The organism is Sphingomonas sp. OTU376 (assembly GCF_038440415.1).
Taxonomy (GTDB): domain Bacteria; phylum Pseudomonadota; class Alphaproteobacteria; order Sphingomonadales; family Sphingomonadaceae; genus Sphingomonas; species Sphingomonas kyeonggiensis_A.
Window position 1 is genome coordinate 1 of sequence record NZ_JASATQ010000005.1, and the last position, 12,636, is coordinate 12,636.

The 12,636-nt window shown below is 67.3% G+C and carries 10 protein-coding genes; 1 reads left to right on the forward strand and 9 read right to left on the reverse strand.

Annotated elements, in window-relative coordinates; genetic code table 11:
• Window positions 1-126: 126 nt before the first annotated feature.
• Together AAHM44_RS03485 and AAHM44_RS03490 are read right to left on the reverse strand one after the other, a co-directional pair.
• Window positions 127-1,632, reverse strand: coding sequence for a tryptophan halogenase family protein (locus AAHM44_RS03485; RefSeq protein ID WP_342249037.1), 1,506 nt, complete (start codon window positions 1,630-1,632; stop codon window positions 127-129).
• Between the two features lie 60 nt (window positions 1,633-1,692).
• Complete coding sequence (locus tag AAHM44_RS03490) at window positions 1,693-4,524, reverse strand: TonB-dependent receptor (RefSeq protein ID WP_342249038.1); 2,832 nt, start codon at window positions 4,522-4,524, stop codon at window positions 1,693-1,695.
• 189 nt (window positions 4,525-4,713) lie between these two features.
• Here AAHM44_RS03490 and AAHM44_RS03495 point away from each other — a divergent pair, with 189 nt between their 5' ends.
• Window positions 4,714-5,736, forward strand: a complete 1,023-nt coding sequence (locus tag AAHM44_RS03495) for a LacI family DNA-binding transcriptional regulator (protein ID WP_342249039.1) — start codon at window positions 4,714-4,716, stop codon at window positions 5,734-5,736.
• Window positions 5,737-5,807: 71 nt separating this feature from the next.
• Here AAHM44_RS03495 and AAHM44_RS03500 read toward each other — a convergent pair whose 3' ends face one another.
• The 7 genes from AAHM44_RS03500 to AAHM44_RS03530 all read right to left on the reverse strand — a co-directional run bounded on the left by AAHM44_RS03500 (window position 5,808) and on the right by AAHM44_RS03530 (window position 12,568).
• On the reverse strand, window positions 5,808-6,131 hold the full coding sequence (locus AAHM44_RS03500) for a hypothetical protein (protein WP_269576260.1): 324 nt from the start codon (window positions 6,129-6,131) through the stop codon (window positions 5,808-5,810).
• Window positions 6,132-6,274: 143 nt separating this feature from the next.
• Window positions 6,275-7,348, reverse strand: coding sequence for an L-threonine 3-dehydrogenase (gene tdh, locus AAHM44_RS03505; RefSeq protein WP_342249040.1), 1,074 nt, complete (start codon window positions 7,346-7,348; stop codon window positions 6,275-6,277).
• Complete coding sequence (locus tag AAHM44_RS03510) at window positions 7,348-8,544, reverse strand: glycine C-acetyltransferase (RefSeq protein ID WP_269576262.1); 1,197 nt, start codon at window positions 8,542-8,544, stop codon at window positions 7,348-7,350. Before AAHM44_RS03510 ends, tdh begins: the two co-directional genes overlap by 1 nt.
• A 71-nt stretch (window positions 8,545-8,615) precedes the next feature.
• Window positions 8,616-9,176 carry a helix-turn-helix domain-containing protein gene (locus AAHM44_RS03515; RefSeq protein WP_269576263.1) on the reverse strand — a complete coding sequence of 187 codons (561 nt, stop codon included), beginning with the start codon at window positions 9,174-9,176 and terminating at the stop codon, window positions 8,616-8,618.
• Window positions 9,177-9,279: 103 nt separating this feature from the next.
• Window positions 9,280-10,095: a TorF family putative porin gene (locus tag AAHM44_RS03520; protein WP_342249041.1), complete on the reverse strand. Its 816-nt coding sequence runs from the start codon at window positions 10,093-10,095 to the stop codon at window positions 9,280-9,282.
• Between the two features lie 272 nt (window positions 10,096-10,367).
• Window positions 10,368-11,876: a SulP family inorganic anion transporter gene (locus AAHM44_RS03525; protein ID WP_269576265.1), complete on the reverse strand. Its 1,509-nt coding sequence runs from the start codon at window positions 11,874-11,876 to the stop codon at window positions 10,368-10,370.
• The gene (locus tag AAHM44_RS03530; protein ID WP_269576266.1) at window positions 11,873-12,568 is read right to left on the reverse strand and encodes a carbonic anhydrase; all 696 of its coding nucleotides are present in this window, start codon (window positions 12,566-12,568) and stop codon (window positions 11,873-11,875) included. The genes AAHM44_RS03525 and AAHM44_RS03530 overlap by 4 nt, the downstream gene beginning before the upstream one ends.
• Window positions 12,569-12,636 lie beyond the last annotated feature (68 nt).

Below are 12,636 nucleotides of genomic sequence, written 5' to 3' on the forward strand. Positions count from 1 at the left end.
TTTTAAAAACCCCCCCCCCCCCCCCCCCCCCCCCCCCCCGGGGGCCCAGGGTTTCTCTGCCGATTTGCTTGCCGCCCCGGGCCTCGGCTTTCGCCGGGGAACGGGATAGGGTGAACCAACGGGCTTTCATGCGGCAGTCTTCCCCGCGCAATGCTGCGCCACGAATGCGGCGTGATCCTGCATCTGCCCCACCTCGCGCGCATTGAGCAGCTCGATCAGCTCGAGATACTCCGCGATCTCCTCGCGCGAGGGCGCATCGGCGAGCGGGTGATATCCGGTCGCCGCGATCCCCTGCCCCGCCAGCACCTGCAGCCAGGCGACTTCGCTGAACAGGTCCGCCTCTCCGCGCACGATCTGGCCCGAGGCACGCCACAGTTCAATCTTGTGCTGCAGGCTGTCGGGCAAGGCCGCGGCGCGGCGTTCGGCCCAGAAGGGCTCGTCACGGTTGTTCGCCCAATAGTGCAGCACCAGGAAGTCGCGGATGCGGTCATACTCGACATGCGTCTGGCGATCATATTCGTCGCGCTGAACCTGGCTGACATAGCGGCCAGGCAGCAGCTTGAGCACCCGCTCGATCGCCGACTGGATCATGTGGATGCTGGTCGATTCCAGCGGTTCGAGGAAGCCGCTGGCGAGGCCGAGCGCGATGACATTGTGCTTCCAGAAGCTGGTCCGCTTGCCGGCGGTGAAGCGCAGCGGCCGGGGATCATCGAGCGGCTTCTCATCCAGCCCGGCGAGCAGCCGCGCCGCCGCCTCGTCGTCGGAGAGATGCGCGCTCGAATAGACGATGCCGTTGCCGGTGCGGTGCTGGAGCGGGATGCGCCACTGCCAGCCGGCGCCGTGCGCGGTGGCACGGGTATAGGGGGTGAAGTCGCGGGCGCGCTCGGACGGGACCGCCATGGCGCGATCGCAGGGCAGCAGTTCGCTCCACGCCTCGAATCCCGCGCCCAGCGTCTCGCCGAGCAGCAGCGCGCGGAACCCGGTGCAGTCGAGGAACAGGTCGCCAGGGATCTCGCGCTCGCCGTCGAGCTTCAAAGCTGTGACGTCACCGCTCTCGGCGTCGCGCTCGACCGAGACGATCCTGCCTTCGACGCGCTCGACGCCTCCGCTCTCGGCGAGGCCGCGCAGGAAGCGCGCGTACAGGCCGGCGTCGAAATGGAAGGCATAGGGCATTTCGGGCAGCAGCTTCGCTGTCCGCGCGGGCCCGCGCTGGAACTTGTTGGCGAGTGCCGCGGCGTTGTTGAGTGCATAAGGCGCCAGCGGCCTGGCGACGCCCTCGGCCAGCCCGCGCAGCCAGCTGTGCTGGAAGGCGAGCAGGCCATTCTCGCGGCCGACATCGCCGAATGCGTGCATGTATCGACCGCCCTTCGTCCAGCCGACGAACTCGATCGCGAGCTTGAAGCTGGCCTGGGTGGCGGCGATGAACTGGTTCTCGTCGATCCCCAGGCTGGCGTTGAACAGCCGGATCTGGGGGATCGTCGCCTCGCCCACGCCGACAGTGCCGATCGCCTCGGACTCGACCAGGGTGACGCGGAAACGCTTGTCGAGGAACCGGGCGAAGGCCGCCGCGGCCATCCAGCCCGCGGTGCCGCCACCGGCGATCACGATGCGGATCGGCTGCTCAGTCTGCACGTCAGCGCCTCGACAAAAACAGGTGGCCCGGCGGGGAAGCCGGGCCACAGCTCGGGGGGATCAGAACTTGTAGGTCAGGCCGAGATAATAGTCGCGGCCATAGCGCTGATACTCGCGGACCAGGCGCTTGTCGGTCGCCTCGGTGGTGACGAAGGGCTGGTCGGTGATGTTCTTCGCCTGGGCGAGGATCGAGAGGCCCGCAAGCGGTCCGCTCTTGAACTCATAGCCGATCTGCGCGTCGAGCACGCCTTCCGCACGGCCCAGGCGATATTCCGGGTTCGCCGAGAGGCCGGCCAGTTCGGCCAGGAAGCTGTCGCGCCAGCGATAGGTGGCACGGGCCTGGAAGCCGCCCTTCTCGTAATAGGCGGTGGCGGTGGCGACCCACTTGGACTGGCCGGGCAGCGTGATCGGCGTCGCGCTGTTGCCGTAGCGGATCTTGCTGTCGACATAGGTGCCGCTGGCGAACACGCCGAAGCCGTCAAGCGCCGAGCTGAACACGGTGAATGGCAGCGATGCGGTCGCTTCCACGCCCAGGATGTCGCCATTGCCGGTGTTGGCGGGCGAGCTGACCAGACCGAACTGCGCGTTCTGGCCGCGGACGATCGCCTGCTGCGCCGGGGTCAGCGCCGCGAGCAGCGGGGTGAAGTCGTACAGCACCGAATTGTTCGGATCGACGAAGTCGGTCAGGTGCTTGAAGAAGCCGGTCAGCGCCAGATAGCCGCCGCTGTTGCCGAGATACTTCTCGAACGAGATGTCGATGTTGGTCGACTGGTACGGACGCAGGTTCGCATTGCCGCCGTTCGAGCTGAACGGGCTGTTCTGCGGCAGGCTGCCCATGCCGATCTTCGAGATGTCGATCGACACCGCCTGGGTCACGCGCTCCTGGTCGAGGCGCGGGCGCACCATGGTCTGGGCCGCGCCCAGCTTGATGTAGAAGTTCGGCTCGAGCTCGAGGCTGAACGAGGCCGAGGGCAGGAAGTTGGTGTAGCTGGTCGAGGCGCTCACCGGCGAGATCGTCACCACGCCGTTCAGCAGGCTGGCGATCTGGCCGTCACCGCCCTGCTTGGTGTGCACCACTTGCAGGCCGAGCGAGCCCTTGAGCGCCTTGCCGCCCACTTCGCCGTCGACGGTCAGCTTGGCATAGCCGGTGATCACGTCCTCGGTCACGGTGTTGTCGCGCACCAGCGAGTCCGGGCGGTTGTCGAACACCGAGTTGAGCAGCCCGTAGATCTTCATCGGATCGACGGTCAGCATCTTGGGCACGCCCAGATAGTCGAGGCTCACGCTCTCGCTGAGCACGGCATCGGCCGGCACCGCGACGCTGGTCGGCGTGCCGCTGGCGACGGTGCAGTTGGTGCCGCCGCCCTTGGGGCAGAGGAAGTAGCTGGTGTACTTGCTCTGCTTCTCGCGGCGGCTGTAGTTGCCGCCCACTTCCCAGCCGCTCAGCACGCTGCCGGCGATCTCGCCCTTGAAGCTGGCGCGCAGCGACTTGAGGTCGTCGGTGAAGTCCGGGCGATTGAGGAAGCCGGCCTGCACCACGGCGGTGGTGCCGTTATAACCCCAGCCGCGCGGATCGGTCAGGCGGATCACGCTGGTGTTCGAATAGTCGAGCGTCGGCACGATGTCATAGGTGCCGTCGCTGTTCTGGGTGATGTGGACCGTGTCCTTCGCGCCCGTCGAATTGTAGCCGGTGCCCGAATAGGTCTCGAGCAGGAAGTCGGTGCGGGTCGCGCGGCTCCAGCTGGCGTCGACGTTGAAGTGGATCGTGTCGCTCAGCTTGAAGTCGTTGTTCCAGCCGATCGAGATGTTCTCGGCCTTGCGCTCGTTCAGGTCGTTGCGCTGGACATTGACCAGGTTGCTGATGGTCGCATCGGTGACCAGGCCGTTCTCGACCTTGTAGCCCGGCGCGATCACGCCGTTCGAGCCCCAGGTCGGCGCGGTGCCGAACTCGATGCCGCGCAGGTGCTGGGTTTCCTTGAAGTTCGAATAGAGCACGTCGAGGGTCGAGTGGAAATTGTCGCTGGGCGCCCATTCCACCGTGGCGACGCCGCCATAGCGCTTCAGCAGGTTCGACTGGACGTACGGCTTGGCGCCGCCGAGGAACAGGTTGCCGCCGGCGGCCGGCTCGCTCGGGAAGCCCCAGGCGGCGTAGCGCTCGATCTGGGTCGGCGTGCTCTGCGCCGAGACGCCCAGCGCGATGCCCAGCGTGTCGTTGGCGAACTTGCCGACATAGGTGGCCGACGCCTTGTAGCCGTAGCGGGTGCCGTCCGGATTGAGCTTGTCCTTCTCGTTCATCTGGCCGCGGGCCGAGACGACGAACGTGTCCTTCTTCTGGTCGAGCGGGCGCAGCATGCGCAGGTCGACGGTGCCGGCGATGCCAGCCGCGATCAGCGAGGCGTCGGCCGACTTGTAGACGTTGACGTTCTTGAAGAATTCCGAGGGATACTGGTCATATTCGACGCCGCGATTGTCGCCGACGGTGACCTGCTCGCGGCCGTTGAGCAGCGTGGTCGAGAAGTCGGGGCCGAGGCCGCGGATCGACAGGCGCTGGTCGCGGCCCTCGAGGCGCTGCGCGGTGACGCCCGGGATGCGGGCCAGCGAGTCGGCGATCGAGACGTCCGGCAGCTTGCCGATGTCTTCCGAGGAGACCGAGTCGACGATCGTGACGTTGTTGCGTTTGATGTTCGCCGACGAGGTCAGCGAGGCGCGGATGCCGGTAACGACCAGCGCGGCTTCGTCGCCGGTCGACTGGTCGGCGGGTGCCGGTGCGGGATTGGTGTCCTGCGCAAAGGCCGGGGTCGCGCCCAGCAGCAACAGGGCAGCACCGAGCGTGCGGGTGCTGGCGCTCAGCGAAAGCGTGCGCAGAATCGCGGCGTGATTGGACAAAGCCATCTTCATTCCTCCCCAAGATCATCGCCGCCTTCACTGGCGACGGTTTTTCTAACGTCTTCCCCAATCGTCCGAGCGGGCCGCCAAGTGAAGGCAAACGCATACGTATTCAGCGCTGCTTCCGATTCCGGCCCGAGCGCGCTACTTGGATAGGGCGCGCGACAACTTCGCGCTTCGGGAGCAGGAAACGGCATGGCCTCGCCGGACAAGCCGACATCATTCGACATCGCGGCGCTGGCGGGTGTCTCGCAGCCGACGGTGAGCCGTGCCCTGCGCGGCGATCCCACCGTCAATGAAGGCACGCGCAAGCGGATCGAGGCGATCGCCACCCAGATCGGCTACAAGGTCGACAAGAACGCCTCGTCGCTCCGTCGCGGCCAGAGCAGCACGCTCGCCCTGCTCTTCTTCGAGGATCCGCTGCCGGACGGCACCGCGATCAACCCCTTCTTCCTGGCGATGCTCGGCTCGATCCTGCGCACCTGCGCCAAGCGCGGCTATGACCTGCTGACCTCGTTCCAGCAGCTCTCCTCCGACTGGCACAAGGATTTCGAGGATACGCGCAAGGCCGACGGGCTGATCCTGCTCGGCTATGGCGACTACGAGCTCTACCGCGCCCGCCTGCAGGACCTGGTGCGCCAGCGCACCCATTTCGTCCGCTGGGGATCGGTCGAGCTCGACGGGCTTGGCACCACGATCGGCTGCGACAACATGCTGGGCGGCCGACTCGCCGCCGAGCATTTGCTGTCCCGGGGCCGGCGGCGCCTGGCGTTCATCGGCGAGGCGAGCAGCCATTATCCCGAGTTCCGCGATCGCTATCACGGCTTTTGCGACACCCAGCTCGAAGCCGGGATCGAGCCCGATCCGCGCCTGCAGATCGGCGCGCTGTCGATCGAGGAATCAGGGTTCGAGGCGGCACGCCAGCTGCTCGCCAACAAGGTGCCGTTCGACGCGATCTTCGCCGCGTCGGACCTGATCGCGATCGGCGCGCTGCGGGCGCTGCAGGAAGCCGGCAAGTCGGTGCCCGGCGACGTCTCGGTGGTCGGCTTCGACGACATCCCGGCCGCCAGCCTCACCCACCCGCCGCTCACCACCATCGCCCAGGACTATAACGCCGCCGGCGAGGCACTGGTCGACACGCTGATCGGCGAGATCGGCAACCACAGCGCCGAGATCCGCCTGCTCCCGCCCCGGCTGATCGTCCGCAAGACGAGCTGACGGTTCGGCGATCACTTCCCGGTTCCCCGGCGAACGCCGGGGAACCGATGAGCCTTGGCACCTTCCCCGCCCTAGTCCTGCTCGTCGGCCCGGCGCAGATACTCGTCCGCCATCGCGAAGCGGATGCGGCGGACGGTGGGATCGTCGCTGTCGGCGGCGCGGGCGCGCTCCTCGCGGGCGCGGCGCTCGAGATAGGCGCGCTCGGTCTCCGGTTCGTCTGGCAGATGGCGGGCCCTGCTCGAAGGCGCGACGCCCTTGGGCTTCGCCTCCGTCGCCAGCGCTTCATACATGGCGGCCAGGGTCAGATGCTGCTGGCGCGCGGCGCCGTTCAGCTGCTCCGCAATCTCGCGCTGGCCCGCTGCGCGGGCCTGATAATAGTCGTGCTGCTTGTTCATCGACCCAGATCCCGCCTCTGCAGGTTATTCTAGGTAACGTTGAGCAATTGCGAAGGTTTCGCGAAAGCAACAGTCGCACGGCCGCGCCGTTCCGTCGCATATCTGCAACGGTTCGAGGGGCCAGATGGCCCCTCCCCCCGGTTTTACCAGCTCAGCACGACCTTGCCGGACTGGCCCGATCGCATCGCGTCGAAGCCCTGCTGGAACTCCTCGGCGGCGAAGCGGTGGGTGATCAACGGCTCAAGGTCCAGACCGTTGCGGATCAGGCCGAACATCTTGCGCCAGGTGCCGAACATCTCGCGGCCATAGACGCCGCGAATGTTGAGCGCCTTGAGGATGATGTCACCCCAGGCGACGTCCATCGACTGGCCCGGGATGCCGAGCATCGCCAGGTTGCCACCCATCATCAGCACGTCCATCGCCTGGCGAATCGCCGGGATCGCGCCCGACACTTCCAGCGCGGTGGCGAAGCCGCTGGTGATGCCTTCCTGCGCCATCACGTCGCGCAAGTCCTCGCGGCTGACGTCCACCGGGCGAACATCGGCGATGCGCGCGGCGAGATCGAGCCGGTAGCGGTTGACGTCGGTGATTACGACCGAGCGGGCACCGGCACGGCGCGCGACGGCGGCGGCCATGATACCGATCGGGCCGGCACCAGTGACCAGCACGTCCTCGCCCATCAGGTCGAACTGCTGGGCGGTGTGCACCGCGTTGCCGAACGGATCGAGCAGCGAGCCGACTTCGTCGCTGACATCCTCGGGCAGCGGCACGACGTTGAACGCCGGGATCGCGAGGTACTCGGCGAAGGCGCCCTGGCGGTTGACGCCGACGCCCACCGTGTTGGGATCGAGATGGAAGCGCCCGGCGCGCGCGGCATCGCTGTTGAAGTCGATGACATGGCCCTCGCCCGACACGCGCTGGCCGATATGCAGGTCGCGCGTCACGGCCTTGCCGATCTCGACGATCTCGCCGGCGAATTCATGGCCGACGATCATCGGCACCGGAATCGTCTTCGCGGCCCATTCGTCCCAGTTGTAGATATGGATGTCGGTGCCGCAGATCGCGGTCTTGCGCACGCGGATCAGCACTTCGTCCGGGCCGATCTCCGGGATCGGCGCGGTGGTGCTCCAGATGCCTTCGCGCGGCTCGAGCTTGGCGAGTGCCTGCATCGTGCCGGTGGCGGCCTCGGCGCGGGTCTCGATCTTCACGTCCAGCATCAGATAATCCTCAGTTCACGGCCGATTTCGGCAAAGATGTCGGCAACCCGCTCGACCTGGGCGGTGCTGAGCGCAGCCGACATCTGGGTGCGGATGCGCGCCTTGCCCTGCGGCACGACGGGGAAGGAGAAGCCGGTGGCGAGCACGCCCGCCTCGAGCAGCCGCGCCGAGAAGCGCTGGGCGAGCGCCGCCTCGTAGAGCATCACCGGGATGATCGCGTGCTCGCCAGGGACCAGGTCGAAGCCTGCGGCGGCCATGCGGGTGCGGAACACGCCGGCATTGGCCTGGATCTGCGCGCGGCGGGCATCGCCGTCGGCCGAGCGGGCGATCTCGATAGCCGCCAGGCTGGCGCCGCACACCGCCGGGGTAAGGGCGTTGGAGAACAGATAGGGCCGCGCGCGCTGGCGCAGCAGGTCGACCACGGCCTGGCGCGCGGCGATGAACCCGCCCATCGCGCCGCCCAGTGCCTTGCCGAACGTGCCGGTGACGATGTCGATCTTGCCCTCGACGCCACGCAGCGCCGGGGTGCCACGGCCCTGCTCGCCGATGAAGCCGGTCGCATGGCAGTCATCGACCATGGTCAGCGCTTCGTACTTCTCGGCCAGCTGCGCGATCACGTCGAGCTGGGCGATCGTGCCATCCATCGAGAAGACGCCGTCGGTGACGACCAGGATCGTGCGCGCGCCGTCGGCGCGGGCCTGCTGCAGCACCCGCTCCAGATCGTCCATGTCGTTGGTGGCGTAGCGGTAGCGCTTGGCCTTGGAGAGGCGGACGCCGTCGATGATCGAGGCGTGGTTGAGCGTGTCGGAGACGATCGCGTCCTCCTCGCCGAGCAGCGGCTCGAACACGCCGCCATTGGCGTCGAAGGCAGCAGCGAACAGGATCGAATCCTCGAAGCCGAGATAGTCGGCGATCGAGCGTTCGAGTTCCTTGTGGATCTCCTGGGTGCCGCAGATGAACCGCACCGACGCAAGGCCGGCGCCCCAGCGGCGCGTGGCTTCGATCGCACCCTCGACGACGCGCGGATCGCTGGCGAGGCCGAGATAGTTGTTGGCGCACAGGTTGATGACCGGCTTGCCGCCGATCGTCACTTCGCCGCCCTGGGCCGAGCCCAGCACGCGCTCGGGCTTCATCAGGCCATCGCGCTCGAGCCCGGTGAGCGTCTCGGCGACGCGGGAATAGAATTGCGAGTCCATCGGTCCTCCTCGTGAGGCCGATGGGCTACATCATAGTGGAATTCTCGTCCAGTATCCCGGAAACAAGAAAATCAGCTGGTCATGACGAGCAGTGCCCGCGCCGCGCCGTCGCGTGCGCGCAGGCTGTGCGGCACGTCGGCGGGATAGCGTGCGGTGGCGCCTGCGGGGACCATCACCCGGTCGTCGCCGGCAACGACTTCCACCGCGCCCTCGAGCACGGTCAGATGTTCGCGCGTGCCCTTGGGATGGGGATCGGAGACCAGCGCCCCGCCCCGCTGGAACAGCAGTTCATACCATTCATATTGCTCGGCATGGTCGGGTGGGCTGAGGATTCGGAGCGTGCAGGATCCGTCCTCGGTCTTGATCTCGGGCGTGAACGAGGCCGACGAGATCTCGATCCGGACCTCATGCTCGGTCACCTTGCCGGCGATCAATTCCGATATATCGACGCCGAGCGCGTTGGCGAGCGACCAGACGGTGGCGAGCGACGGGTTGGCCTGGCCCCGCTCGATCTGCGACAGCATCGATCGCGACACGCCGGAGAGCCGGGCGAGGTCATCGAGCGTGAGCGAACGCGCCTTGCGATAGGTCTGGATATAGGGGCCGATCTGCGGCGCGCCGGCTTCGGACACGGGGTTCCTTCCATCAATAGATGGCCCGGCATATCAACACTGACCGCAGTTTAGCAAAGGGCATGGGGAACCGGCGCCCCCGCCGGCTCCCCGCCCCCTGAACTCAGAAAGCCGCGCTGACCGAGAACACCACCCGCCCGTCGGCGATGGACGAGCCGTCCTTCACTCGCGAGAAGTTCGGCTGGATGTAGGTCGTCTCCGACTTCTTGATGTTGGTGTCGACATAGGCGACGCCGAACACCAGCGGTCCCACCGCCGCATCGGCGCCGAGCATCCAGTCGAGATAGGAGCCGGTCGGGGTCACGCTGGTGCCGTTCGGGCCCAGGCCGGGATTGCCCTTCGAGCCGCCGAGATGCGCCTTGAGCGTGATCGGGGTGTTCGGGATGCCGCCGCTGACATCGGCCCAGAGATACAGATTGTCCTCCTTGTCGCCGGCCGCGCTCTCGGGCGTGTTGCTCCAGTTGCCGAGCGCTTCCTGCGCCGGGGCATAAGCGACGCCGGCGAGCACCGACACCGGGCCGAGCGAGCTGCTGAGCTTGACATAGGGCTCGGCGAAGTCGGTCTTGTCGGCGCCCGAGGGGTACATGTACCAGGTCACGCCGACGTCGAGCGCCAGGCCGTCGCCCAGGTCCTTCTTGTAGCCCGCGATCAGGTCGAGCTCCATGTTCGAGCCGCCGAAGGTGCCCCAGCCGGCCAGGTTCGAGCCCCAGGTGCCGACATAGAGGCCGCTTTCGTGGGAAACGGTGATGCCGCCCTGGATCGCCGCGCCCTTGTCGCTCTGCGAGACGCCGCGGAAGCGATAGTCTGAGACGAGCGCGACATTGCCGGAAACGGTGATCGGCTTGGGCGGCGCTTCTTCCTGCGCGTAAGCCGGAAAGGCCGTGCAGCTCAGCACGGCCGCGATCAGATACTTCTTCATGCGGGCATTCCCCAATAGCCTGAGAATGTTCCCGCCTGCGCCGAAAAGCGCGGCCCTCTCATCCCGGAAGGGTGTGGGACGGGGGCCGCTGCTATCCGATCTTCAAAATGCCGGGGAAATCATGTCCGCGGGTTTCCTGATTGTAATAAACTGTTGCTCTCGCCGGGTGTGGCCATTCGCACACACTGCGCCGGAACGCCGAAAGGGCAGGCAAGCGCCCCTCTCGGTCCGCTCCCCTGCCCCTCCCGTGGCGTGTCGAGGTCGCTACGGCCTCAGGCCGGCTGCACCTTGCGGAGCTGGTCCGGGTGACCGCTCAGGTCCACCCGCAGGCCCCGCGCCCGGCGGCGCTGCACCCAGTCGCGCAGCGTCTCCGCGCTGGTGTGGTCGATCGCCGGCACCTTGCCGAAGTCGAGGTGCACCGGCTGGTCGGCCGGCACCGCGTCGAGCGCATTGTTCAGCTTGGGCAGCATCACGAAGGTCGCGGCGCCGTCCAGGTTGATGCGATGCGCATCCTCGCCATGTTCCGCGTCCACCTTCAGGCGCAGGCGCCGGAAGTGCGGCAGCAGCTCCAGCACCGACAGTCCCAGACCGATCAGCACGCCGGTCAGCAGGTCGGTTGCAACGACCAGCACGAAGGTGACTGCCCAGATCGCGGCCGGGAGCAGGCCGTAGTGCTGGAACAGGTGACGGACATGGCTGACGCTCACCAGCTTCCAGCCGGTGACGACGAGGACGCCGCCCAGCGCCGCCATCGGGATCTCGCGCAGCAGCCAGGGCAGCAGCGCGGCGAAGCCGAGCAGCCAGGCGCCGTGCAGCACCGCCGACATGCGGGTGATCGCACCCGCCTGGACGTTGGCCGAGCTGCGGACGATCACGCCGGTCATCGGCAGCGCGCCCGCGAGACCGCAGAGCAGGTTGCCCACGCCCTGCGCGCGCAGTTCCTTGTTGTAGTCGGTGCGCACGCCGTCATGCATGCGATCGACCGCGGCGGCTGAAAGCAGCGTCTCGGCACTGGCGATGAACGCGACCGCAATCGCGGCGATGATGATCGTCGGGCTGAGGAACGAGTTCAGGAAGCCCTCGCCCGGCAGCGTCACCGCCGAGACCAGCGAATCCGGCACCGCGACGCGAACCACCTCAAGACCGAAGCCGAAAGCGACCAGGGTCGCGCCGACCACGCCGACCAGCGCGCCCGGGATCAGGCGCAGCGCCTTGGGCTTGAGCTTGTCCCAGCCGAGCATCAGCACGATCGTCAGCACGCCGAGCGCCAGCGCCAGTTCGGTGCCGGTGACGTTGGTGGGATCGATGCCGAGCAGCCGCCCGGGGAGCGCCGCGAGGTTCTCGACGCCGCTCGACAGCGGCTTGGCGTCGAACAACGTGTGGAACTGGCCGACCACGATCAGCGCGCCGATGCCGGCGAGCATGCCGTGCACCACCGCGGGCGAGATCGCGCGGAACCAGCCGCCGACCTTGGCGACGCCGGCCAGCACCTGGAGGACACCCGCCAGCACGAGGATCGCGCCGAGCGCGGCCAGGCCATGCTCGCGCAGCAGCTCGAACACGATGACCGCGAGGCCGGCCGCCGGGCCGCTCACCTGGAGCGGCGAACCGGCGATCAGGCCGACGACGAGACCGCCGATGATGCCGGTCAGCAGGCCCTTTTCGGGCGGCATGCCCGATGCGACCGCGATGCCCATGCAGAGGGGCATCGCGACGAGGAAGACCACGATCGAAGCCGTGAAATCACGGACGACCCAGCCCTTGGGAAGTGCGGAGGTCATTCGGCGGCTTCCACCAGGTCGAAGTCGGCGGCGCGGCGGCGGCCCGGCTTCACGGCGACGGGCAGCGGCGTGTCGTCACGCACGACGATGAAGCGGTCGGTCTCGCCGTCCAGCGCCAGGATCTGGCCGGCATGGATGTCGACGAACCAGCCGTGCAGCGCGATCTCGCCGCGCGCGATCCCCGATGCGACCGAGGGGTGGGTGCGGAGATGCGCGATCTGCGCCACGACATTCTCCAGGCTGATGGCGCGGACGCGGGCAGCGTCGTCGAGGCCCGGATAGGCATCGGCGACCACCTTCTGCGCGGCGTCCGAATGGTTCAGCCACACCGCGACGTTCGGCATCGCCGCAACCATCTCCGGATGGGCGACCGCCTTCATCGCGCCGCAGTCCGAATGGCCGCAGACGATGATGTCGCGCACGCCGAGCGCCATCACGGCATATTCGACGGTGGCGGAAACGCCGCCGATCTTCTGGGCGAACGGCGGCACGATGTTGCCGGCGTTGCGGCAGACGAACAGGTCACCGGGCTGCGCCTGCATGATGTGCTCGGGCACCACGCGCGAATCGGCGCAGGAGATCATCAGCGCCTTGGGGCTCTGGCCCTGGGTAGCGAGCTTGCCGTAGAGGTCGCTCTGGTTCGGGAAGACGGTCTTCTCGAAGCTGAAGACCCGGCCAATCAACTCGTTCACGTTGAACACTCCTATTAACTCGGAGTGCAACCTAAGCAGTCAAAATTGCCGCGGCGCAGCGGGACTGT